Below are 24,201 nucleotides of genomic sequence, written 5' to 3' on the forward strand. Positions count from 1 at the left end.
ACTAGCTCGTTTTTTTATGCCTAATGATTGACACACTGTATATTTTTACATTACTGTATATGTATACATTTTGAGGGTGTAATTATGAACAGTATATTTAACGAAAAAACTGCTAACTGGTTAGACATTAGAACAATTAATCATGCTACTAATTTGTCAGATCATTATCTCTCTATTTGCAGCCAACATACCTTGTCTAGAAAGTGGGTGCTTTTAATCAACCCTGAAGAGAAATCTCTTGCAGCTCTTTGTGAGCGTGAAGGAATAGATGTCAGTAGAATTCTAACAGTGACGCCAAAACGACAAGATATAAAGTTACAGAGTATTAAGGCAGCGCTTGGTAGAGGAAATTGCTCGGCAATTGTTATATGTAACGCTTGTCTTGCCGCTGAAGAATTAGCCGAGTTACAAGCATATGCGCAATTGGGGCAAACCAGTTGTGTGGTAATTAATAAGACAAGTTTACATTAAAGAAAATCGCTAATTGTTGCTTGGCATAAATGAACTAGCTAATTAAAATTACCTAGATTGAATATGCACTTAAATAAGTGAATATTCCTATGAACACAATATTTAACATTAGAAGAATAATTTATGCTCTGTATTTGTGGCTCCAAAATCGAGTCAAAAAATTGTTGCAGCCAATTTGTTAGCAACGATGCTATTGCGCAAACACCAGTGGCTTTAATGCGCTCTAGGTATTTTGCTTTTGCTCACTCAGCAACCGATTACTTAGTATCAAGTCACGCACAGTCAACAAGAACATCTGCGTTAGCGCAAGAGCTTGTAGATTGGTGTGCAGTAACACATTGGGCAAAATTAGTTGTTCACTCTTTTGATGAACAGAATTTATCTGATAGCTTAGAAAAGAACTGTTTTACGGATACTCAAGAGCAACTTCCTACGGTCTGTTTTTCTGCATATTACTTTTATCAAAACGAGTTTTATGTGATGAAAGAGTTATCTCGTTTTATCGTTGAACAAGGTCAATGGCGATATTTAGACGGAGAATCTCTAGAGCATATAAACTTTGGTAAAATTGGTCTGAATAAGCCCTGCCCTTGTAAAAGTGGCAATAAATTTAAACGGTGCTGTTATAAAGCTCGCTAGTTAGAAGCCATCACGTTTAAACTTTGTTCAACGAACAATAGTGATACCGGAAATATTGTTAATCTGGATATTGATCGCGAATAGCTAAAAACTCATCGAATTTTTTTAGCAGTATATCAACTAACTCCGGTTGAAACTTCTTACTACGCTGTTCTAATAAATAGCTTTTGATCTGTTCATCTTCCCACTTAGGTTTGTAAGGGCTGTCGACACCAAGAGAATCAAATACGTCGGCAATAGACATTATTCGAGCTTCAAGCGGTATTTTTTCAGCAACCAAACCTTCTGGGTAACCAGAACCATCCCAGTTCTCATGATGATATCTAGCCATCTTAGCACCTAATTTAGATATTTTTGCTTTAGATTGACCTAATAGCTCAGCACCTATTTCAGCGTGTGCTTGCATAACTCGCCATTCTTCCTCGTTAAGTTCTCCAGGTTTGTGTAGGATTTTTTCTGGAACTGCAACTTTACCTAAGTCATGAAGTGGTGCTGCAAGTTTGATCGCCTGCACAAATATATCATCGGCTCCTAGTTCTTGCGCTATCTTCTCACAAATCAACGCCACTCTTTTAACATGTGAACCAGCCTCTTTACCCCTTTTTTCAATTGCTTCACCAACAATAAATAACAATTCCTTTTGTGTCCGCTCCACCTCATGTTGCTTGGTCAAACTCTCTAAAATTAACGCGACATTAGTCGCAAATAACTCTGCTAAGCCTGATCTAAAATGTTCAGCATCATCTTCAAATTCTATGTATAACACCGACGATGCATCTGCTGACGTTTCATAATATCCGACAAAATAATCTTTATCGGTGAAATGTTTTTTTTCATCGAATGCCTGTTGAATAACTAGTTTTACTTCTTCACTTATATCTGAATTTTCAAGGCAATCTGATTCACTCACATATTTTCCAGTGCAAGCAATGATCAAATTAGAACGCTCTTCGTCAAAGTCTCTTTGACTTCTTGCAATGTAAAGCGCAGAGCTGTCAACATCCATTAAGGTTAATAAATGGTTAAGCGCCGCGGAGCCAAAAGGACGAAACTGACTAATTTTTAATAGGTCATGTGTAGATTTTATGAGTTGCTTAAACGCATCTAAACTGCGTTGAATGGTCATAATATCTCGATACGCTCGAATGCTGGCATAGACAGTAGTTGTCATTTTTCCAGCGGTGAAATCGGTTTTTTCTTTGTAATCATTAATATCAAATTCTTTAATAACTTTAGCTTCGGGAGCGTTGCCCGCTTGGCCTGTCCTTAAAATTAACCGAATCGATTGATTACGTTTTTCTTTTCTTATCCACTCGACAAGCTCTAGTCCAGCATGGTCTGTTTCCATCACAACATCAACAAAAGCCATGCAAAAATCATCATCTTTTTCGAGTAAGTCCTTTGCTTCTTGCTTTGAATAAACAGAAACAATTTCTAACTTTCTATTTTCAATAATCGCATCGCTCAAAACTAAATTGGTAATTTGATGCACCGACTCGTCATCATCAACCACAAGGATACGCCACACCTTGTCCGCCTTAAACGACGTACTTATTACCTCTTCAGATTCACTCTCTTCCTTAAAAATAAATTTTGACATTCGAGTTCCGAGCAACTATTGCGATTTATTTGAGTTTAGAAGAAATTAACTGAAAATGCATGAAAAGTGATACTTATTATTAGTTTATCGATAAAAAAATTGATCAATCACAAAACAATCAAGGCTACACGGCTATTTTTTTGGAAAAAACTTTAATCTAATTCCTTAAACTTAGCTCGATAGAACAAGCGAGACTAACACCCAAGCATTTTGTTCTATTAATATGCAATAAAAGGTTGACAGCATTACTCAGTCACCTAATATAAATAGCGCGTTTACAAAATCAGCAATTATTTAGAAAAACAAATGAAATTAGTTACTTTACTCAACGTCGTCCTCACAGTCGTAGTGGTTGTCAAACCAGTGCGGGGTTGGTGTTGTGTGTAAAAAAGTAATTACGTAAAGAACACCCAAAAAACCCCCGCTCTGAAAAGATCGGGGGTTTTTTAATGTTTAATTTTAATCAAAGAGTAAAAAGGTAACTCTTATGGCGAATGAAACTTTTACTGGTGCGGAGATGGTAGTTAAAGCGCTTTCTGCGCTTGATGTTAAATATGTATTTGGCTACCCCGGTGGCTCGGTACTCGATATATATGATGCAATTTTTCAACAACAGGATGTGGCGCATATACTCGTTCGTCATGAGCAAGCAGCTACCCATATGGCCGATGGATATTCGCGTGCAACAGGAGAAGTTGGCGTTGTTCTAGCCACTTCTGGTCCAGGTGCAACTAACTGTGTAACCGGGATTGCTACGGCATACATGGATTCTATTCCTATGGTTGTTCTGGCAGGTCAAGTACCAACAAATTTAATTGGTGATGATGCCTTTCAGGAAACTGACATTGTTGGTTGTTCCAGACCGATAGTAAAACATAGTTTTAATTGCCGTAGCCTTGAAGATATTCCTAACGTTATTGCTAAGGCATTTTACATCGCTAAATCAGGCCGCCCTGGCCCTGTTGTAGTCGAGTTACCTAAAGATATATTAATACCGCAACATAAAGCGGAATTTCATATCGAAAAACAAATTAAGATGCGTTCTTACAACCCAACCAAAAAAGGTCACCCTAAACAAATTAGAAAAGCCGTCAATGCTATAACTCAGGCAAAACGACTTGTCGTTTATTCTGGTGGTGGTGTTATTTTAGCTGACGCAGCCGATCTTCTAACTGAACTTGTTGAACAGTTAAACGCTCCGTGCACCAACACTTTAATGGGCTTGGGTGGAATCCCTGGTACTCATAAAAACTTTATAGGTATGTTGGGCATGCACGGCAGCTTAGAAGCTAACAAAGCTATGGCCAATGCCGATGTCATCTTAGCCTTGGGTGCCCGATTTGATGACCGCGTTACAAATAATGTGAAAAAATTCTGCCCTAACGCAACTATTGTTCACGTAGATATAGATCCAACTTCTATATCAAAAACAATTAATGCTCATATACCTGTCGTTGGTCTGATTGATGTTGTTTTAAAACAATTACTCACTGAACTAAAAGAGAAGCAGTATCAACCAGACGAACAAGCTAATAGCAGTTGGTGGCAGCAAATTAACGAGTGGCGCTCAATGAAAAGCATTAGTTACGAACAAGGCGAAGGAAAAATAAAACCTCAACGCGTTGTAGAAGCCATGTACAAAATCACTAACGGCGAAGCATATGTTTGTTCAGATGTAGGTCAACATCAAATGTTTGCAGCCCAATATTATCCTTTTGACAAACCTCGCCAATGGATAAATTCAGGTGGTCTTGGCACCATGGGCTTTGGTTTACCAGCTGCAATGGGTGTGAAGTTGGCTTTTCCTGACAGTCACGTTATTTGTATTACCGGTGACGGTTCAATCCAAATGAATATTCAAGAGCTATCAACCTGTTTACAGTATCAATTACCAGTTGTCATTATCTCCTTAAATAACCGTTCTTTAGGTATGGTTAGGCAATGGCAAGACATGATTTATGATGGTAGACATTCTTCATCATACATGGAGTCCTTACCTGATTTCGTCGCATTAGCAGAGGCATATGGTCATGTGGGTATTCAAATTAACGATTTAAATGAGTTGGATAGCAAACTTGAACAGGCCTTTTCCATAAAAAATCGTCTTGTGTTTGTAGACGTATTAGTTGATGAGTTAGAGCACGTTTATCCGATGCAGATCAGACATGGTGCCGTAGATGACATGTGGTTAGGAAAAGGAGTAAAAGCATAATGAGACGCATTTTATCAATTTTATTGGAAAATGAACCAGGTTCATTATCACGTATTGTCGGTTTGTTTTCTCAGCGCGCTTTTAACATTGAAAGTTTAACCGTAGCACCGACAGAAGATAATAGTCTTTCACGTATAACTATTGCTACCTCAGGTGATGACCGCGTATTAGAGCAAATTGTTAAGCAAGTAAACAAACTCATCGACGTGATTAAAATTACCGACTTAACCGAAAGAGACCATGTTGAACGTGAGATTATTTTGATCAAAGTGTTGGCAATGAATGATAAAGCGCGAACCGAAATTAAGCGAATCACTGATATTTTCAGAGGCTCTATTGTTGATATTGGCAAGCAAGTTTATACCGTAGAATTAACTGGTAACGCTGAAAAGATAAATGCTTTTATTAAAACATTGGCATACGAAACTGAAATTATTGAATCAGTGCGTTCTGGCTCCGTAGGCATAGCTCGCGGTGAAAAAGCCCTACGTATATAAATAAAGAGGCCTGTAGTATTTGTACTGCAGGCCTCTACGATTAAACTTTAAGATACTACTTTTTTAGTTTTTCAATCAAGCCATCACTAGCGTCTTCGACGAGATCCAGCACATACTGAAAGCCTTTTGCGCCACCATAATAAGGATCCGGCACTTCCGTATCAGAAAAGCTATTGGCAAACTCAAGAAATAAATGGACTTTGTGTAGATGTTCTTTAGGCGCAACTTTTTTTAAGTCTTTAATATTTTGTTCGTCCATGGCAAGGATCAAATCAAATTGACTAAAGTCCTGTTCGGTCACTTTTCTCGCTTTAATTTTGTCAAAGTTATAACCACGAGCTACACCGGCCTTTTGCGCTCGATGATCTGGTTTTTCACGAGCATGCGAACCAATTGTTCCTGCAGAATCTATATGTAAATCAAGCCCCTTCTTTTCTGATTTTTGTCTAAACACAGCCTCTGCTGTAGGAGACCGACATATATTGCCCATACAAATAAATAAAATACTAGAAACTTGACTTAAGTTAGATTCAGCAGACATTTTTTACCTTTCTTATACTTTTATACACACTCTACAGGCTGTGTTTAGGATTCCATTAATTGATTAACCCTAGTGTCATGTATAACAGGGGGTAACGTCAACAATTGAACACATTAGATTGGCCTATTACAAATAATAAAACTCTGATCTTGAGCGAAAACTACCAATGCTAAGTTAATTTGCTAAAATAAAAAGACTTTTCTTACACCTTTGTAAAAGGCATGAAGCATTTAAGTCAAGTTACCGCCACAACTTTTAGAACAATAGTTTTAGCTTTGATCAGTATCGCTATAGCCGCAATTGGCTATGCTCTGATAAAGAATATTATTGCGATCACTTCATCAAGTGATAGTCAGCTTTGGAAGCTTGAATCAGCATATTTTATCGATACAACCAATGATAAAAATCCTGATGATATATTTGATTTACTGGGCACCTTCTCCCCTATAGCTATTCATAAAGTGCCTTATGCATTAGAAGATCAAACATATTGGCTTAAATTAAAAATTACTAACAGCAAGGATTACTCTCACCAGCTCATATTACAAGCAGATAATAGCTTGATTGATGTTTTTAATATTTATGATGTTAGCGATACACTCAATATCACACCTATTGCTGTAGCCACCAATAAATTAGCAAAAGTTTATCCTCATATTTTGTTTAAACTCGATGCAAATCAATCTAAGCAATTTTTAATACAAATTCGTACTCAAGGACCACCCAATGTCCCTATTATTGTAAAAACAGAAAAGCAGTTCACCCAGCATATTTTATTTTCTCAAATCATTTTTGGTGCATTTATTGGCATTATCTTGTTAATGACAATATATAACTTGATTCTTTATTACGCTGTGCATGACAAAGTTTATGTTATCTACATTGGCTATCTACTTTGCTCTTTTTGGGTATTATCGAGTGTTAATGGATTTGGTTATTTAATATTTCCCACGGAGATATCTGGTTACTTATATCAATATTTAATTTTTGGGCACTATTTATTGGTCACTAGCTTATTAGCTTTCACCCTCTACTTCCTGCGTTATGATCAAGAGAATAACAAAACCTTTAAGTTTGGCTTAATGTTGTGTTGTAGTTTAATAATATTGGGAACGGCTTTAACAAGGTTATCGCTGATTGAACAAGCAAAAATATTTTTTGCTCTCCAACCCTTAGTATATTTATTTGCATTATTTGCGGTCGTAAGAAAAATAAAAACCAACTTCTCATGGGCAAAATTTTATGTTTTGTCTTGGTTTCCGTTGCTAGCGGGTGCCACTATACAACCTTTGGTTTTGCTCAATATCATTGAGTACTCTTTTGTTACCAAAAATGCTTTTTTGTTAGCTATTTTATTAGAGTTGGCATTAATGGCATTTGCACTAGCTGAGCGTATGCGCCGACATGAACAAGACAGGCTGCTAAGCATCGCCTATCACATGTCTAGCGGCTTACCTAGAAAGTCAAATATTGAAGATAAAATCAATCACCTGATTCAGAATAAATCTAATGATTTTTCAGTGTTAGTTATTAAACCAGAACATATAGATAAAGTCATATTACACATAGATGACGACTTAAATACGCAGCTATTTAAACGCTTACATAACAAACTAACATCACTTTTTAAATATAACGATGCAATACTTACCTTAACGGATAAGCAAGATAAGCTGTGTTTTATTAACAACAACGCTTTTGCAGCCATTATTGACAATAAACGCACTCAGCAACCCTTATCAACGCTTGTGAACTCGATACAACAAATTGTCCAAGACAACTTCCAGTTGAACGAATTAAGCCTCCCCATTAAAGCCGTTGTTGGAGTCGCTACATTCCCACAACATGGCGAAAAAACACACCAGTTAATTAATAATGCTATGTTATCCGTGGTCGCAGGTGAACTAACACAAGAAAAATGGGCAATATACGAGCCATTGGTTTCTCAGCAAAAAAATGAAGTTCTTACCTTGGCTAGCGAACTCAAACAAGCTATGGCTAACAATGACTTAACCATTCACCACCAGCCTCAGGTTGATTTACGCACTCTTAGAGTATGCAGCAGCGAGTGTTTGTTGCGCTGGCACCATCCAGAAAAAGGACTAATTCCTCCTACAATTTTTATCCCAATTGCTGAAGACATGGGCTTGATTAACGAACTAACGTTGTGGGTAATCAAAACCGCTTTGGCACAACAGAACGTGATTATGCATGAACAAGGCTTTAATCATATGGTGTCAATAAACATCAGTGGTAAAGACTTAGCGTCAAACCATTTTCTTGTTAACGTTTTGGATATTATTGAGGCATCAGACGTACCTACCGATAAAATTATATTTGAGCTTACCGAATCGGCAAGTTTCACTGATAACAAACAAGCGTTACACGTGATTAGTCAACTCTCCGAATTAGGTATCACCATTAGCATTGATGATTTTGGTACAGGCTATTCCTCGATGTCGCAGGTCGGTCATTTACCATTCCAAGAACTTAAAGTTGATAGAGAGTTTGTCGAAAATATTAATGATAACCCCAAACAAAAAGTAATTGCTAAAGCGACAGTATCAATGGCAAAAGGCTTGGGGTTAGAGGTAGTAGCTGAAGGCATTAATAGCAAACAGGATGAACAAACGCTTCGAGAATTTGGTTGTGATATTGGTCAAGGCTACTATTATGCAAAACCTATGGCTTTTGAATATTACCTAGATTGGTTATCAAGATTAGATCAAGGCAGAGTAGCTCAGCCGATAGAAGGAGAGTTTCTACCTGCCTCCAAATAAAGGTTTTACGGCACTAATTACCCGTGCTTAAGACTTATGATAAACGTTGATATATAGCTTCTATGAATTCAGCTTTATTGTATGGTTTTTTTAATGTGTGGACGTCTTCGACCTCTTCATTAGTAAAACCACTAACATACAAATATTTCATATTGGGTTTTACATCTTTTATCGCTTTGATTAATTCAACACCCGACATTTCAGGCATAATAATGTCGGATACAATAAAGTCGAATTCATAGTTTTTCGCTTGTACTAACGCTTCATTTGCGCTGGTACATATCACGACGTCAACGCCTTCTTGTTCTAAAATAGAGGCGTTCACGTTAGCTATCTCTGGCTCATCGTCTACTACTAGCACATTCTTTATTAGAGCACCCAATTTAATGTTTTGTGTATGCCCAGATTCTTTGATATGTCTCGTTAAACAGTGATCGGATACTGGAAAATAAACAATAAATTTAGTGCCAACATTTACAGTAGACAACACATCGATACTACCTCCTGACGCCTTAACAAAACCATAACACTGGGACAAACCTAAACCATTACCCATTTCTGCTTTAGTGGTATAAAACGGCTCAAATATTTTATTTAGATTTTCCTTGGCGATACCGCAACCGTTATCTTCAATCCACAATTTAACATAATCACCTTCTGGTAAGTCCAACATAGTCGCTTTATGTTGGTTAAGTCTTGTTTGCTCGGTGCCAATTTTTAGTGTGCCAACGTCTTTCATTGCATGCTTAGCATTAATTGACATATTAAGTAGCAGATCTTCTAACTGACTTTTTTCTACACAAATTACTGGTAACGATCTCTCTAACTCAAGTGACAATTCAATTCTTGATGTTAGGGCTGTACGCAGTAAATCTTCATTTTCAGCAATGATTTTATTGATGTCGCATTGCTCTTGACTGTTAGTGCGCTGTTTGGCAAATGTAAGTAAACTTTTAGTGAGTTTACTACCTCTTTTACAGGCTTTTTCAATCGCGTTAGCATATTTTTCTGTCTTGTCATTACCTAGGCTCAGCAAACTGGCATATCCCATGATAATGCCTAATATATTATTGAAATCATGAGCAACCCCACCAGCCACTTTACCTAAAGACTCCATTTTTAAACTTCTATTTAACAATGATTTTTGTGCTTCTATTTCGGTTAAATCTTGGCAACTCGCAATAAAGTGGGTTTCTCCGTTTTCCGTTTTGGGCAATTCATCAATAGATAGCTTAATAGGAAAGTGTCGACCAGTTTTATGTTTGGCCGTCACCATTTGTCCTAACTTGTTACCGATAAAGTGTGATGTACGTTTAACCAAATAACGTTCTAGTTTTTGATCATGCCCTTTAGCATCCTCAACTGGCATTAACATTTTGACACTTTGACCTAAAACTTCACTCTCTTTGTATCCAAAAATAAGCTCGGCTTGCGCATTAAAAGACAAGATTTTCCCTTGTGCATCTGACGTCATAACCCCCTCGAGCATAGAGGATAATATATGTGATTGCTGCTCATCTTTTATTTGCAACAGCTGCTCTTTCACCGTTAACTCAGTAATATCTTCACCTCTGAAGATAAAACCAATAATTTGATCACTATCATCTAAATACGGCGTGTAAGTTACATGTAAAATCATTTCGCCAGTGTTTGGGAAGTTGAATTTTTCATTAAAGGTGATGACCTGCCCCAATAATGCTTTATCTACTTTCGGTTTGAGTTTTTCGTAAAATACTTTTTCACCCAATATTTCATACACATAATGGCCAATGACGTTTTCTCTTGTCAGACCATGAAGTTCTAAGTATTTTTGATTAACCGCTTTAAATCGGTAACTTTGATCAACAAATGCAAACAAATCATTCGAGTTTTCAATAATACCTCGATATTGATCTAGCTCTTCAAGTTGTTGATATTTCTCAGTTAAGTCTATAACAAACAAAATTAATTCTTGAGAGTCGTGCTGAAAAATTGAACCGCCAATAAGAATCGGTACAAAGTGACCCGATTTATGCTGTAGCTGTTTTTCAAAGGGAGTCCAATACCCTTTGACTTGAGCCTCATTTAAAGCTTTTTCATCTAGTTGCTTAAATTTTTCTGGCGTAAGATTTGACCAATTAACTTGACCTTGTGTGACCTCTAACTCACTGTACCCTATCATATTAAGAAAAGTTGAATTTGCCGTTAATACATCACCTTGAGCATTAGATTGCACTATGCCAATAAAATTGGACTCTCTCCAGCGTTTAAACCTTTCAGCGGAAGAGAATAACTCCATATTTAAGCGCGTTAGCTCTTTAATTGATTCATGTAAATGTGATTCTGTTTCGTATAGGTTTTCGGCTAAACGATTGAATTCCTGCCCTATCTTATCGACTTCTTCGATTTTTATTCTTGGAATAACCGTCGATTTGTCCCGCTTGGACAAGTTTAAAATAGCTTGATGCAGTAAATTAAAGGGGTTAGAAAGTGATCTAGCCAAAATGTGACTAATAAGATAAATACCTAAAAGACAAAACGCTAATACATACAAGCTCTGCTCTTTATACATATTGATCAGTTGGTATGCTTCATCTTTATCTAATTTGACAATCATGCCCCAGCCAGTTTCTGGAATATGACGAGCAATCGCAATAACGGGCACTTTTCTATAATCTAAATAGTCTAATTGGTGAGACGATTGTCCGTCTAATGTATCGATAAGTAGCTTGTTTTCGCTATCTTTAACTGACAGTTTTTGTAACGCCAATTTACTGTTGTGCCGCGTCGGCATCAAATACAGGTGATTGCCATTGGGATCTGTACCTGCTAATACGATCTCACCTGACTTTCCTAAACCTGTATGGTCACTCAAAATCTTAAATAATTCGTCGGTACTGAACTTAACAGAAATAAAACCAACGACTTTGTTTTGCATATCAATACGATCAAACACATCAATAATGAGTGAGCCGTCAATTGACAAAATTTGAATGTCGGGGCTAGTCAGTGTTGTGTCACTTACTATGTCAAAACCATGTAAATGGCTGTGCTCTAAGGTTTGATTTGTCGTTAATATCAATCGACCACTTTGGTTAAACAAACTGATAGCTTTGATTGAGGGATCTGCTTGTAAAACATCACTCAACAGATGTTTAACTTGAGTATGTTCGTATTCGAAGAAATAATCTTTGGTTATTAATTCTTCAAGTTTGTTACTGTTTTTTATCAGACTAATCTCATTACTTTTAGCATCTATGTATTGTTTTATACGCTGATGTTGAATGGTTGCTATGTCATTAAGTTGCTGGAGCAATTGCTGCTCTCTAAACCCAGTATCTTGTTTTACAAAAAAACTAAATGCCAAAAGGATGGGTACAATACAGCCTGTAAAAATAGAAACGAGTAATACCGTTTTAAGCTTCATTGTTTGTGGCTACCTAACCTGGTCAGCTCCCTTGTATTACCGGTTTGTGTTAATGCAAACCGATAAGCCAGCATAGGCAAAATAAACTGAATAGAAATAGAGCAAAGTTCTAGCAGAGTGTTATTGTCAGGTGTATTTCCCAAAAGAGTGTGTAAGGTAAAGCGGTGGTGAGTACTTAGCTTCTGCATAAGTGAGTTAACAGCCATTTCCATGTACTACATTTATTTTTTAATTATCTGTAGATTCAGTATAGCAGTTCAGTTGTATTTGCAAGTTTCGCCGAAGTATTAACTAGATAATTAAAGATTTAACAAGTAAGTGAAGATTAAAAAAGGCCGGTTGACCGGCCTTAGTTTGATTATTTATTTTTACGTGCTGCGACTGCACTGTTTAACTGTGCTAATAGTCTTTCGGTGTCTTGCCAACCGATACATGCATCAGTGATTGATTGGCCATAGGTATTAGCCTTACCGTCAATTAAATCTTGACGACCTTCTACGAGATGACTCTCAACCATCACACCAAAAATATTGTCATTGCCTTGAGCGATTTGGTTGCTGACATCTTCACAAACCAACATTTGATTCTCAAACTTCTTGCTTGAATTACCATGACTAAAATCGATCATAATTTTGGTGTTAAGTGAAGCGGCAGCCAACTGCTCCGTTATTTCTTTCACACTTTCAGCGTCATAGTTTGGCTTTTTACCACCACGTAAAATGATATGGCAATCTTTGTTTCCTGTCGTTTGCACTATGGCAGAATGTCCATATTTAGTAACCGATAGAAAGTGATGTGAAGCACTCGCTGAGCCAATGGCATCTATGGCTATTTTAATGGTACCGTCAGTCCCGTTTTTAAAACCTACAGGGCAAGACAAACCTGATGCTAACTCACGGTGTACTTGGCTTTCTGTAGTTCGAGCTCCTATGGCTCCCCAACACATCAAATCTGCCATGTATTGTGGCGTGATCATATCTAAAAACTCACCCGCGGTTGGTAAACCCAAATCATTTAAATCGGCTAATAACTTGCGCCCTTTTCTAAGGCCGTCATTTATTTTAAAGCTATTGTCTAAATCTGGATCATTAATAAGACCTTTCCAGCCGACAGTTGTACGAGGCTTTTCAAAATAAACTCTCATGACAATTTCTAAATTGTCAGCATATTTTTCTCTCAATTGAACAAGACGATTGCCATATTCGATTGCTGCATCAGTGTCATGGATAGAACAAGGACCGATGACAACTAATAACCTATCATCTTCATGATTAAATATTTTGCTAATTGCTGTTCTACCACTAAACACGGTTTCAGAGGCTTTTTCTGAAGCTGGAAATCGTTCCAGTAATGCTACTGGCGGTAATAATTCTTTGATTTTTTCGATACGAACGTCGTCGGTTTGGTAGAACATAATTTTTCTCTATATACTTCTTTGTTTGTGTTTTATATACGTCTAGACACCTAGATAATTGGCCCGTCGGCTAATCTATCTTACTTGGCCCAACAATACCAACATAAAGTACGAAAAAGACGATATAATTACACAATAGCTAAAATTTTAAATGCAAATAACACATAAAGTGTTTAGGACAAGACAAATATATGATTGATGCAAATTTACCCTTGGTAGATATTCACCGCCATTTAGATGGCAACATTCGCCCATCAACCATTTGGCAACTAGCCCAACAAAACGGTATTGAATTACCAAGTACATCATTTGAAAGTTTTTTACCTCATGTACAAATTCAAAAAAGCGAACCAGATCTACTAGCCTTTTTATCAAAACTCGATTGGGGCGTAAAAGTGCTAACCTCATTAGATGATGTCAAACGTATTGCTTTTGAAAACGTAGAAGATGTGTATAACGCAAAAATTGACTATGCTGAACTGCGCTTTTCACCTTATTACATGGCAATGACCCACCAACTACCAATTGAAGGTGTGGTTGAAGCCGTCATCGATGGTATTCAACAAGGTATAAAAACCTTTAACGTCGATATCAATTTGATTGGCATCATGAGTCGCACTTTTGGTGTAGAAGCATGTGCTCGTGAGTTAGACGCCATATTAACCGGGAAAGATAACATCGTTGCCGTAGACCTAGCCGGAGACGAATTTAACAAGCCTGGTTCTATGTTTTTAGAACATTTTAAGCGGGCAAGAAACGCAGAGATGCAAATTACCGTTCATGCTGGAGAAGCCGCAGGAAGTGAAAGCGTAAAGCAAGCAATAACTGAACTAGGTGCAACACGCATTGGACATGGCGTTGCTTGTCAACATGACGAAGCACTGATGGACTTTATGAAAAACAACAACATAGCAATAGAGTCGTGTTTAACATCAAATTATCAAACAGGAACCATCACCAACCTAGCTGACCATCCGGTCAAGATATTTCTTGAGAAAGAGCTATTAGTTTGCTTAAATACTGACGATCCTGCAGTAGAGAATATTGAATTACTGCATGAATTTGAATTAGCTAAAAACATTGTATCGCTCACGCCAGAGCAAATTTCTAGGCTACAGCGAAATGCGGTTAGCGCGAGCTTTTTATCTGACAGTGAAAAGCAAGCACTACTTAATAAAACAAGGTTCAACCACCAACTATAATAGAGAGTGTTTTATGTCTGAAATTTTACTCGCGTTGTTTGCTGGCACACTTGTAGGCATCATATTTTCCGCAGTTAAACTGCCTTTACCTGCACCACCTGTACTTTCGGGGATCATGGGTATCGTGGGCATTTATATTGGCGGAATGGCATATCAGTGGATTATGGAAAAATTCTTCAGCTAAAATATTTAACGAAAATGTAACCCTGTTTCAGTAAAAAATCCTTGATAGCAGTGTCGATGGCACTGGCTTGAAACTTACTGAGGTAAATTTTTATATAAAAGGTATATCTCAATGACAACACCACACATTGAAGCCAATGTAGGCGATTTTGCAAAAACAGTTCTAATGCCAGGCGACCCATTGCGCGCTAAATTTATTGCAGAAAATTTTTTAGAAGACGCTAAATGTGTTACCCGTGTACGTAACATGCTTGGTTTTACCGGTACTTACAAAGGCCAACCCGTATCGGTAATGGGCTCAGGTATGGGCATTCCATCAATTTCTATTTATGCCACCGAGTTATATAAAGATTACGGTGTGGAAAATATTATCCGCATTGGCTCATGTGGCGCAGTTCGTGACGATATTAAAATCAGAGATGTAATTGTTGGTATGAGTGCTAGCACTGATTCAAACGTCAATCGTCAACGCTTTAATCAATGTGACTTTGCCGCATCAGCTGACTTTGGTTTATTACACAATGTGGTGAAAACGGCAGAAAGATTGGGCAAAAAAGTTCATGTGGGTAACGTATTTACCGCTGATTTATTTTATACACCACAGCCTGAAATGTTTGCAACAATGGAAAACATGGGTGTACTAGCGGTAGAAATGGAAGCAGCTGGTTTATATGGTGTTGCTGCAGAATATGGTAAAAAAGCGTTGGCGGTATTTACTGTCAGTGACCATATCAAAACAGGCGAACAAACAACCGCGCAAGAGCGAGAGCTAACTTTTAAAGATATGATGGAGCTAACACTGGAAAGTGTGCTTTAATCATCAAAATTTGATGAAATAAAAAACCGGTGCAAGCACCGGTTTTTTTTTGTTTTACAGAATATTACTATTCAAAACGATAGCTAACTTCTACACCCCAAAAGCGTGGTTCGTTAACAAACGCCGTTAAGTTTAAGAAGTCTAACGCGCCATCAACAACGACTTTATCAGTAATGTTACGTCCAACTAATGCAACTTCCCATTCATCATCGCTTTGATAGGCTAATCTTACACCACCAATCCAACGTGATTCGGCAACAAACTCTTTTGCTTCATATAAAAAGATATTTGAGTCACTACGATAGTTCCAGTCTGTTTGAGCAATGAATACACCATTTTCCATTGGGTATTCATAGTTCAACGCAATGTTAGCTAACCACTCAGGTGCTCTCGGTAACGGGTTACCGTTAACAAAAACACGAGTGATAGGGCCAAATGGACCATCAACAACTTCTGCAACAGTATCAGGAGAACTACAAGTTGGTGTAGAACCACAACGCTCAACACGTAATTCTTTATCTTCAATTTCAGTTTTGTTGTAACTTAAGTTCAAATTAAAACTTAAGTTATCAGTGACAATCGCTTCTAATGTGGTTTCAATACCTGAACCTTTAGTATTATCCGCATTGTAAAGCGCATTGGTATTAGCGTCGCCACCCGTGCCTGTTAACTGATGATCTTCGATATCATAACTGTATGCCGTGATATTAAATCTAGCGTTACCATCCCAAATAAAACCTTTTAAACCGGTTTCAAATGAGGTTAATGTTTCAGTTTCAGCTTCACTTGGAGAGCCAAATCGACCAATAGTTACCGGTCCACGTGATGCATTACCAATACGAGCAAACGCTGTCCAGTCATCATTGATTGTGTAACGAGCTGCAACATCCCAGTTGCCATAACTGTCGTCTTTATCGATAGTAGTTAATACGTTTTTAGTACCACCTTCACGAATATCTAACTCTTTGTCATCCGCGGTGTAACGTAAGCCCAATGTAAATGCCCATTTATCATCTGGCTTGTACTCTACCTGTCCAAAGATTGCCTTTGATTCGGTAAGTTGGTCTACCTGGATAAAGTTAGTCGTATTGCCATCAAGGTCTAAATCTTTGTTATCAACCGTGAAGTCTTCTTTGAAGTAAAATACTCCTACTTGATAGAAGATATTTTCTAATTCACCTGAAATACGAAGCTCTTGAGTAAATTGATAATGATCTGAAAGGCCATCACCAGAGGCAACATTAAACCAAAGCTGTTTGCCTAATTGGTTAGGTATGCCAGAAAAATCAGTAACACCACCATCGATGTCAGCGTAGCTAAAGCTCTCTACCGAATCGTAACCTGTGATTGAAGTGAAAGTTACATCGGAAAAATCATGTTCAATTTTTAATGAACCACCTGAGTGCTCCATATCAAAACCTGATTGGCTATCATGATAAATTTTGCTCTCATCAAAGCCCTTACGTAAACCTTCTTTGCCTGCTTCTAGCGCATTGCCGTAGAAAATTTGTGGCATATCACCATCTTGGTCAAAGCCGTGAAGCTTTAACAAAGCACGTGTGTCGCTACCATTGTCGTATAAAAACTGTAAGCGATAGGCAAGCTCATCATACCCGCCGTATTCTTTACCCGTAGTTAGATTATCTACCCACGGATCACGTTCTTGATACTTAATTGAAGCGCGAGCCGCAAAAGTATCTGAAAGTTCAAAGTTTTTTGCTCCTTCAATAAACATAGTGCCGCGGCTACCATAGCCCGCTTTGGCGTAACCAGAATTATCAAAATCAGGGGTGATTGTATCAATTTTGACAATACCTGCGGTGGTGTTTCGTCCAAATAATGTACCTTGAGGACCATTTAACACTTCAACACGTGCCACATCAAACAATGGCACACCCTTCAGTACAGAGTTTTCCAAAGTGATTTCATCCAACACCATTGACACAGGTTGGTTAGCATTAACATCGAAGTCAGTATTACCTAAACCACGAATATAAAAACGTGGAGATTGGCGACCATTAGATGATTCAATTTGTAAACTTGGCACTCGGCCAGCTAACGCACGAATATTTTCACCGGCGCCCAAATAATCATTGATGTTTTCTGATGACATGGCGGTAACTGTAGCAGGGACATCTTTAACCGTTTCAACACGTTTACGTGAAGTAACTTCGATGACTTCTAATCCAGATGCTTTTTCTTGATCGGCTTCTTCGGCTAGTGCAGTTGCGGAATAATTAACTGAAGATGCTAGTAAGGCCACCTGCACAGCACGCGCAAGTGTCGAACGTCCGAACACTTTCATTTAGTTCTCTCCCAAGGACTTTTAATGTTTTTACAGAATTTTCGCAGCAATTATAGCCGAGATTTATCCTATTTACCGCTTTTAAAGTTTAAGTCATTGAAAAAACTGACACCATAATCGAGTTTTTCTAAATTAAACATCTGTGCAATGGTTTGCCCTAAATCTGCAAATGTACTGCGTTCACCTAAATTAACTTGTGAAATATTATGATGATAGGCCAACATTGGTACATATTCTCTAGTGTGGTCATTGCCATGCCACGTAGGGTCGCAACCGTGATCGGCAATTAAAAATAAAATATCTTCGTCTGCCATTGCAGCGTATATTTCAGGCAATCTTGCATCAAATAACTCTAAAGCTTGAGCATAACCAACCGGATCACGTCGATGACCAAAGTCTTGATCAAAGTTGACTAGGTTAGTAAAAATAATCGATTGTTGTGGTTCTTTATTCAGGTGTTCAATTGTTGCGTCGACAAGGGCGTCAATACCGGTTGCTTTCGTTTTACTGGTGATCCCTTGATGAGCATAAATATCGGAAATTTTACCAATACTGATGACGTTACCACCACTTTCAACCATTCGATCTAATACGGTAGGTGCTGGTGGTAATACCGAATAATCGCGACGATTACCGGTTCTGACAAAATCAGATGCATCATTTCCAACAAAAGGACGTGCGATTACTCGACCAATATTGTAGTCATCTAAAAGCGCCCTGACCTGCTCACAATATTGATATAAGTTTTCTAATCCAAAGTGTTCCTCATGCGCCGCTACCTGAAAAACACTATCTGCTGATGTATAGCAAATTGGTAACCCGGTGCGAATATGTTCTTCACCGAGACGCGCAATGATGTCAGTTCCAGAGGCATGACAATTACCTAAAAAGCCCTCAATACCTGTTGCCTTATTAATTTCATCCATTAAAGCCTGAGGAAAACTATTTTCTTTGTCTGTAAAGTAGCCCCAATCAAACAGGACAGGCACGCCAGCCATTTCCCAATGTCCACTTGGTGTATCTTTACCGCTGCTTAATTCGCCAGCATAGCCGTATGCCCCTTTGGTAACAGCATAGTCTTGATGAGGAAAGCTTTTTTTGCCTGCAGACTCAGCTGCTTTAATCAACCCCATTTGACTTAAGTTAGGTAAATCTATCAGCTTTTCAGTTTGTTCAAAGTATACTTTTGACAGATGAGCAAAGGTATTCGCTCCTTGATCACCAAATTTGTCTGCATCTGGCGCTTCACCAATACCAAAACTATCTAAAACTAAAATTATTGCGCGTGCCATAATACAATCCTGCGTTAATTGATGAAAATTCATGACCATTTAGTCAAGTTATGTTAATTTATCACTTTTGACCTTTTAGTTATAGTAAAAGAAATAAATTGCTCTAATGAATTCTGCAGAAATTCGTTCATAATAACGACTAATTAGCGCATTTATTTAAATAAATAGAAATAGGCTTCCGCGATTGTTAACCAATAAACCCACGATTATTGCAATAACCGGTGCATCAGCATCTGGTAAAAGTTTGTTTGCACAAACTATCTATGACGAGCTTTTCCCTGAATTGGGAGAAAATGGCATCTCTATCATCAAAGAAGATGCTTATTACAAAGCGCAAGACCACATCCCTTTAGCGATAAGAGAACAAACCAATTATGACCACCCTGATGCTTTTGAACATGAACTGTTAACAGAGCAACTGCATCAACTAACCGAAAATAAAACTATTAAAAGTCCAGTGTACTGTTACAAAACACACACAAGAACAACAAATACAATCGATATTGCACCAACACCAATCATTTTAGTGGAAGGTATTTTGTTATTTTCAAATAAAGCGCTACGTGACAGCTTTAATATGAAAATTTATATCGATACTCCGTTAGACATTTGCCTCATTCGCAGGATCAAGCGCGATATGGTAGAGCGCGGAAGAAGTTTAGATTCAATTACACAACAATATGAAAAAACGGTTCGTCCTATGTATTATCAACATATAGAACCATCAAAATCATGGGCTGATATTATTGTAACCCGTGGTGGAAAAAACCGAATGGCTATTGAAGTTATCAAAGCCAAAATACGTCAACTGATAAATAAATAATAATAAGGAATGACTTCATGGGAGCATTACACGGCGTAATAGGTATCGCATTACTGTTAGGTGTCGCCTATTTCCTCAGTTCAAATCGCAAAGCTATTAATTTTCGAACCGTAGGTTTTGCATTTTTACTCCAATTGATTTTAGGCGCCTTTGTACTCTACGTACCATTTGGTAAAGATGTACTTGAGTCAGTCACTAATGGGGTACAAAGTGTTATTGATAGCGCCAAAGCTGGTATCAATTTTATCTTTGGTGGCTTAGGCACCGACGCCATGTTTAATAACGGCGTTGGATTTGTTTTTGCCGTTCGTGTCCTCCCTGTCATTATCTTCTTTTCATCTCTTATCGCCGTTTTGTACTACTTAGGCATTATGCAATGGGTTGTCCGCATCATAGGTGGCGGATTACAAAAATTATTAAAAACCAGCAAACCAGAGTCTCTTTCTGCAACTGCTAATATTTTTGTCGGTCAAACCGAAGCTCCACTTGTAGTAAGACCTTATATTTCAAGAATGACCAACTCAGAGCTATTTGCCATTATGGTTGGTGGCTTAGCGTCTGTGGCAGGCTCAATACTTGCTGGCTACGCTGGTTTAGGTGTTGAGTTAAAATACCTCATTGCCGCTTCATTTATGGCAGCCCCAGGCGGTTTACTTATGGCTAAAATGATCATGCCTGAAACTGAACACGATAAAATTCAAACAGATGAATTGGGCATGGATGACGGCGACGATAAACCCATTAACGTGATTGATGCAGCAGCAGCTGGTGCAGCATCAGGTGTAAAGCTTGCCGTTAATGTTGGTGCTATGCTACTTGCCTTTATTGCATTAATTGCATTGTTAAATATGTTAGTTGGTGGTCTTGGTGGTTTATTTGGCTATGACCACATCACCATTGAGTGGATGTTAGGGTATTTATTTGCACCGTTTGCTTTTGTTATTGGTGTTCCAGCCAACGAAATGTTGCAAGCCGGTAGCTTTATTGGTCAAAAAATTGTTATCAATGAATTTTTTGCCTATGTGAATTTTGTTGAAATCAAAGACACGTTAAGCCCTACCACACAAGCCATTGTTACTTTTGCGTTATGTGGTTTTGCCAACCTTTCTTCAATAGCAATTTTATTGGGTGGTATAGGTTCTATGGCTCCTTCTCGTCGTCATGATATAGCGCGTCTTGGCCTTAAGGCTATGATAGCTGCAACACTTGCTAATTTAATGAGCGCCGCTATTGCTGGTGTGTTTTTAAGTCTCTAGGAGTTTTCAAATGAGTGATAAACAACAAATCGCTACTTTAGCACTAACATTGATGGACTTAACAAGCTTGACGGATCAAGAAACAGACCAAGACATTATTGACTTATGCCAACAAGCTGCCTCTGCGTATGGCCACACCGCTGCCATTTGTATTTTTCCTCGTTTTATTCCTGTGGCAAAAAAAGCATTTGAAGACTTAGGTGTTGCCGATGTAAAAATTGCGACTGTGACTAATTTTCCTCATGGCAATGATGATGTTAATCAAGCCGTTAAAGAAACAGCTGAAGCTGTCGCATTAGGCGCCGATGAAGTTGATGTTGTATTCCCCTATAAAGCACTAATGGCTGGCAATGAAAATATAGGTTTTGAACTTGTGCAAGCATGTAAACGCGCTTGTGGAAGATCGGTAGCACTAAAAGTCATTATTGAGTCAGGCGAATTAAAAACGCCTGAATTAATTAAAAAAGCGAGCGAAATTTCTATCGATGCTGGTGCTGATTTTATTAAAACTTCTACTGGTAAAGTACCAGTAAACGCTACACCAGAAGCTGCAAAGGTTATGTTATCTGTGATAAACGATAAAAACCCGAACATAGGATTTAAAGCTGCTGGTGGTGTTAGAACCGTTGAAGATGCTGAAGTTTACTTGGCACTGGTTATGGACCTTCTTGGCGCATCATGGCTTGATGCTATTCACTTTAGGTTTGGTGCTAGTGGCCTGTTAGGTAGCTTAAAAGCAACTATTTCTGGTCAACAATTAGACGCTAATAGTCAATCGAGCTACTAACATGGCGCAGCTTTATTTTTATTATTCAACCATGAATGCAGGTAAATCGACGCACTTGTTGCAATCGTCATACAACTACCGCGAACGTGGCATGAATACGCTGTTGTTTACTGCAGCCATTGATGACAGATATGCTGTTGGTAAAATTTCCTCGCGTTTAGGCATTGATGCTCAAGCGAGTTTATTTGATGAAAACACTAACATCTATCAACAAGTCTCTGAGCTTACCGCAAAACATCATGTCGATTGTGTGCTCATTGATGAAGCCCAGTTTTTAACTAAAGTACAAGTTAAACAGTTAACTGATATTGTAGATGAATTTAATATTCCAGTGTTAGCTTATGGCATTCGTACAGATTTTATGGGAGAGACATTCGGCGGCAGTGCAGCCCTGCTCGCTTGGGCAGATAAACTCATTGAATTAAAAACCATTTGTCACTGTGGTAAAAAAGCCAACTTTGTCGTACGCCGTGATCAACAAGGCAAGGTGGCCACGACAGGCGCTCAAATTGAAGTCGGTGGTAATGAAAGATATGAGTCGTTATGTCGCGCTCACTTCAAACAGCTAGTTTGGTAACGTAAACGCAGATTAAAGAGGACACCGTGATGGCCGTACATATCAGTGATCACCCTTTGGTAAAACACAAGGTATCGTTATTGCGAGAGCATAATATTTCGGTAAAAAGCTTTCGCGAATTAACCAATGAAGTATCGGCATTATTAATGACCGACGCAACCCGTTCTATGACAATAAGTAATAAGCCTATCAAGTGTTGGTCTGGTGATATTATGGCGCCTATGTTGAACGAAAAATCCCCAACATTGGTACCTATTTTAAGAGCTGGCATGGGTATGTTAAACGGGGCGTTGAGCTTACTACCAAATGCTAAAATCAGCCTAGTTGGCCTAAAACGTAATGATGACGATATAACTAGATCTGAAAATGGTGCGGTATCTATTGGCATCGAAACATACTACGAAAACCTAGTTAATGACATCGACCAACGTAGAGCATTTGTACTCGATCCAATGTTAGCAACTGGTGGTTCTGCCATCGCTTCAATTACTATGTTGAAGAATTCTGGCTGTAAAAACATCAGCGCTATATTTCTAGTCGCAGCGCCTGAAGGCTTAGAAGCCTTAACTACAGCACACCCTGATATTAGCGTCTACATTGCCTCATTAGATGAGAAAATAAACGAGCATGGTTACATCTTGCCAGGCCTTGGAGATGCAGGCGATAAAATATTTGGCACATTGGCTTAAACGAATTAGCGCGATTTAAAAATACTTCTATACTCAAAACAATCGATTAGCTTTTATTTCAAAAGTAACCACGACTGTAAAGGAGTATAGAATGACGACTTTTGCTGGTTCTAGCGCCGCCCAACCTGATCTAGATTGGAGCCAACTGCGTGAAACTATTTTAATGTTAAATTTGGCGGTAGCACAAATTGACCAATCAATGAATGAAGGTCACTCCTCCGTTTCAGTTTTATCCCAATCATTTACTGCACTGGCAACTAATCTTAGAGATATTCAAACTTCTATTGAAAAGCTACCAAAACAAAGCGAAAAACAAATTCCGGATAAACTTAAGTCAATCATTGAAGGCTCAACTAATACCGCGATGGACAAAGTTCAGGCGTCTATAATTGCCTTTCAGTTTTATGACAAACTAACGCAACGGCTTGATCACGTCAGTTTAAGTTTAACGGCATTGGCAGAGCTTATTGCAGATCCTAGCAGCTTGTACTCACCGCCTAAATGGCAAGAATTGCAACAATCAATTCGTTCAAAATACACCATGGAAGAAGAAAGAATCATGTTTGATAATGTGCTTTCAGGTATGTCCGTTGAGCAGGCATTGAGTGAGTTTAGACAAGCCATGGCAAACAAACACGCCAATGACCAAGACGATGAAGACATCGAGTTTTTTTAAAGTACTTGTCAACAACCTTAACTTTTAGCACGAA

At 38.2% G+C, this 24,201-nt stretch carries 20 protein-coding genes; 14 read left to right on the top strand and 6 right to left on the bottom strand.

Annotation, left to right across the window (positions count from 1 at the left end; genetic code table 11):
* Nucleotides 1-84 precede the first annotated feature (84 nt).
* Both IE199_RS11280 and IE199_RS11285 read left to right on the top strand, forming a co-directional pair.
* Nucleotides 85-471 (top strand): hypothetical protein, encoded by a 387-nt coding sequence (locus IE199_RS11280; RefSeq protein WP_189770405.1) that lies wholly within the window; start codon nucleotides 85-87, stop codon nucleotides 469-471.
* A gap of 123 nt (nucleotides 472-594) precedes the next feature.
* Nucleotides 595-1,110, top strand: coding sequence for a YchJ family protein (locus IE199_RS11285; RefSeq protein WP_189770596.1), 516 nt, complete (start codon nucleotides 595-597; stop codon nucleotides 1,108-1,110).
* Nucleotides 1,111-1,168: 58 nt separating this feature from the next.
* Here IE199_RS11285 and IE199_RS11290 read toward each other — a convergent pair whose 3' ends face one another.
* Nucleotides 1,169-2,710: an HD domain-containing phosphohydrolase gene (locus tag IE199_RS11290; protein WP_189770407.1), complete on the bottom strand. Its 1,542-nt coding sequence runs from the start codon at nucleotides 2,708-2,710 to the stop codon at nucleotides 1,169-1,171.
* A gap of 487 nt (nucleotides 2,711-3,197) precedes the next feature.
* On the opposite strand from IE199_RS11290, the gene IE199_RS11295 reads away from it, so the two are divergent.
* Entirely contained in the window at nucleotides 3,198-4,922 is a 1,725-nt protein-coding gene (locus IE199_RS11295) for an acetolactate synthase 3 large subunit (protein ID WP_189770409.1), read from the top strand.
* Entirely contained in the window at nucleotides 4,922-5,419 is a 498-nt protein-coding gene (gene ilvN, locus IE199_RS11300) for an acetolactate synthase small subunit (protein ID WP_189770418.1), read from the top strand. The genes IE199_RS11295 and ilvN overlap by 1 nt, the downstream gene beginning before the upstream one ends.
* A gap of 55 nt (nucleotides 5,420-5,474) precedes the next feature.
* Here the strand turns inward: ilvN and IE199_RS11305 are convergent, their stop codons facing one another.
* Nucleotides 5,475-5,960, bottom strand: coding sequence for a low molecular weight protein-tyrosine-phosphatase (locus tag IE199_RS11305; RefSeq protein ID WP_229854664.1), 486 nt, complete (start codon nucleotides 5,958-5,960; stop codon nucleotides 5,475-5,477).
* A 221-nt stretch (nucleotides 5,961-6,181) separates the two neighbouring features.
* Here IE199_RS11305 and IE199_RS11310 point away from each other — a divergent pair, with 221 nt between their 5' ends.
* On the top strand, nucleotides 6,182-8,740 hold the full coding sequence (locus IE199_RS11310) for an EAL domain-containing protein (RefSeq protein ID WP_189770420.1): 2,559 nt from the start codon (nucleotides 6,182-6,184) through the stop codon (nucleotides 8,738-8,740).
* 34 nt (nucleotides 8,741-8,774) lie between these two features.
* Here the strand turns inward: IE199_RS11310 and IE199_RS11315 are convergent, their stop codons facing one another.
* Both IE199_RS11315 and aroG read right to left on the bottom strand, forming a co-directional pair.
* A complete protein-coding gene (locus IE199_RS11315; RefSeq protein WP_189770422.1) occupies nucleotides 8,775-12,146 on the bottom strand; it encodes a PAS domain S-box protein in 3,372 nt (1,123 codons plus the stop codon).
* A 358-nt stretch (nucleotides 12,147-12,504) separates the two neighbouring features.
* Entirely contained in the window at nucleotides 12,505-13,560 is a 1,056-nt protein-coding gene (aroG, locus tag IE199_RS11320) for a 3-deoxy-7-phosphoheptulonate synthase AroG (RefSeq protein WP_189770424.1), read from the bottom strand.
* A gap of 191 nt (nucleotides 13,561-13,751) precedes the next feature.
* On the opposite strand from aroG, the gene add reads away from it, so the two are divergent.
* The 3 genes from add (at nucleotide 13,752) to deoD (ending at nucleotide 15,762) form a co-directional block, all read left to right on the top strand.
* Entirely contained in the window at nucleotides 13,752-14,762 is a 1,011-nt protein-coding gene (gene add / locus IE199_RS11325; RefSeq protein WP_189770426.1) for an adenosine deaminase, read from the top strand.
* A 13-nt stretch (nucleotides 14,763-14,775) separates the two neighbouring features.
* Nucleotides 14,776-14,946: a XapX domain-containing protein gene (locus IE199_RS11330; protein ID WP_189770428.1), complete on the top strand. Its 171-nt coding sequence runs from the start codon at nucleotides 14,776-14,778 to the stop codon at nucleotides 14,944-14,946.
* 111 nt (nucleotides 14,947-15,057) lie between these two features.
* Nucleotides 15,058-15,762 (top strand): purine-nucleoside phosphorylase, encoded by a 705-nt coding sequence (gene deoD, locus IE199_RS11335; protein WP_189770430.1) that lies wholly within the window; start codon nucleotides 15,058-15,060, stop codon nucleotides 15,760-15,762.
* Nucleotides 15,763-15,829: 67 nt separating this feature from the next.
* Here the strand turns inward: deoD and IE199_RS11340 are convergent, their stop codons facing one another.
* Nucleotides 15,830-18,067 carry a TonB-dependent receptor gene (locus tag IE199_RS11340; RefSeq protein WP_189770432.1) on the bottom strand — a complete coding sequence of 746 codons (2,238 nt, stop codon included), beginning with the start codon at nucleotides 18,065-18,067 and terminating at the stop codon, nucleotides 15,830-15,832.
* A gap of 68 nt (nucleotides 18,068-18,135) precedes the next feature.
* On the bottom strand, nucleotides 18,136-19,359 hold the full coding sequence (locus tag IE199_RS11345; RefSeq protein ID WP_189770434.1) for a phosphopentomutase: 1,224 nt from the start codon (nucleotides 19,357-19,359) through the stop codon (nucleotides 18,136-18,138).
* 184 nt (nucleotides 19,360-19,543) lie between these two features.
* Between IE199_RS11345 and udk the strand changes: the two genes are divergently transcribed.
* The 6 genes from udk to IE199_RS11375 all read left to right on the top strand — a co-directional run bounded on the left by udk (nucleotide 19,544) and on the right by IE199_RS11375 (nucleotide 24,167).
* Nucleotides 19,544-20,182 carry a uridine kinase gene (gene udk, locus IE199_RS11350; RefSeq protein WP_189770436.1) on the top strand — a complete coding sequence of 213 codons (639 nt, stop codon included), beginning with the start codon at nucleotides 19,544-19,546 and terminating at the stop codon, nucleotides 20,180-20,182.
* Nucleotides 20,183-20,199: 17 nt separating this feature from the next.
* On the top strand, nucleotides 20,200-21,438 hold the full coding sequence (locus IE199_RS11355; protein ID WP_189770438.1) for a NupC/NupG family nucleoside CNT transporter: 1,239 nt from the start codon (nucleotides 20,200-20,202) through the stop codon (nucleotides 21,436-21,438).
* Nucleotides 21,439-21,448: 10 nt separating this feature from the next.
* Nucleotides 21,449-22,225, top strand: a complete 777-nt coding sequence (gene deoC, locus IE199_RS11360) for a deoxyribose-phosphate aldolase (RefSeq protein WP_189770440.1) — start codon at nucleotides 21,449-21,451, stop codon at nucleotides 22,223-22,225.
* A gap of 1 nt (nucleotide 22,226) precedes the next feature.
* Complete coding sequence (locus tag IE199_RS11365) at nucleotides 22,227-22,802, top strand: thymidine kinase (RefSeq protein ID WP_189770442.1); 576 nt, start codon at nucleotides 22,227-22,229, stop codon at nucleotides 22,800-22,802.
* A 29-nt stretch (nucleotides 22,803-22,831) separates the two neighbouring features.
* Entirely contained in the window at nucleotides 22,832-23,491 is a 660-nt protein-coding gene (gene upp / locus IE199_RS11370; protein ID WP_189770444.1) for a uracil phosphoribosyltransferase, read from the top strand.
* Between the two features lie 91 nt (nucleotides 23,492-23,582).
* Nucleotides 23,583-24,167 (top strand): hypothetical protein, encoded by a 585-nt coding sequence (locus IE199_RS11375; RefSeq protein WP_189770446.1) that lies wholly within the window; start codon nucleotides 23,583-23,585, stop codon nucleotides 24,165-24,167.
* The last annotated feature ends 34 nt before the right edge of the window (nucleotides 24,168-24,201 follow it).

Source organism: Thalassotalea marina, assembly GCF_014656435.1.
GTDB lineage: Bacteria > Pseudomonadota > Gammaproteobacteria > Enterobacterales > Alteromonadaceae > Thalassotalea_C > Thalassotalea_C marina.

Coding starts and splice junctions, on each gene's coding strand:
- IE199_RS11280 (WP_189770405.1), top strand. CDS start 85: ATGAACAGTATATTTAACGAAAAAACTGCTAACTGGTTAGACATTAGA.
- IE199_RS11285 (WP_189770596.1), top strand. CDS start 595: ATGCTCTGTATTTGTGGCTCCAAAATCGAGTCAAAAAATTGTTGCAGC.
- IE199_RS11290 (WP_189770407.1), bottom strand. CDS start 2,710: ATGTCAAAATTTATTTTTAAGGAAGAGAGTGAATCTGAAGAGGTAATA.
- IE199_RS11295 (WP_189770409.1), top strand. CDS start 3,198: ATGGCGAATGAAACTTTTACTGGTGCGGAGATGGTAGTTAAAGCGCTT.
- ilvN (WP_189770418.1), top strand. CDS start 4,922: ATGAGACGCATTTTATCAATTTTATTGGAAAATGAACCAGGTTCATTA.
- IE199_RS11305 (WP_229854664.1), bottom strand. CDS start 5,960: ATGTCTGCTGAATCTAACTTAAGTCAAGTTTCTAGTATTTTATTTATT.
- IE199_RS11310 (WP_189770420.1), top strand. CDS start 6,182: ATGAAGCATTTAAGTCAAGTTACCGCCACAACTTTTAGAACAATAGTT.
- IE199_RS11315 (WP_189770422.1), bottom strand. CDS start 12,146: ATGAAGCTTAAAACGGTATTACTCGTTTCTATTTTTACAGGCTGTATT.
- aroG (WP_189770424.1), bottom strand. CDS start 13,560: ATGTTCTACCAAACCGACGACGTTCGTATCGAAAAAATCAAAGAATTA.
- add (WP_189770426.1), top strand. CDS start 13,752: ATGATTGATGCAAATTTACCCTTGGTAGATATTCACCGCCATTTAGAT.
- IE199_RS11330 (WP_189770428.1), top strand. CDS start 14,776: ATGTCTGAAATTTTACTCGCGTTGTTTGCTGGCACACTTGTAGGCATC.
- deoD (WP_189770430.1), top strand. CDS start 15,058: ATGACAACACCACACATTGAAGCCAATGTAGGCGATTTTGCAAAAACA.
- IE199_RS11340 (WP_189770432.1), bottom strand. CDS start 18,067: ATGAAAGTGTTCGGACGTTCGACACTTGCGCGTGCTGTGCAGGTGGCC.
- IE199_RS11345 (WP_189770434.1), bottom strand. CDS start 19,359: ATGGCACGCGCAATAATTTTAGTTTTAGATAGTTTTGGTATTGGTGAA.
- IE199_RS11355 (WP_189770438.1), top strand. CDS start 20,200: ATGGGAGCATTACACGGCGTAATAGGTATCGCATTACTGTTAGGTGTC.
- deoC (WP_189770440.1), top strand. CDS start 21,449: ATGAGTGATAAACAACAAATCGCTACTTTAGCACTAACATTGATGGAC.
- IE199_RS11365 (WP_189770442.1), top strand. CDS start 22,227: ATGGCGCAGCTTTATTTTTATTATTCAACCATGAATGCAGGTAAATCG.
- upp (WP_189770444.1), top strand. CDS start 22,832: ATGGCCGTACATATCAGTGATCACCCTTTGGTAAAACACAAGGTATCG.
- IE199_RS11375 (WP_189770446.1), top strand. CDS start 23,583: ATGACGACTTTTGCTGGTTCTAGCGCCGCCCAACCTGATCTAGATTGG.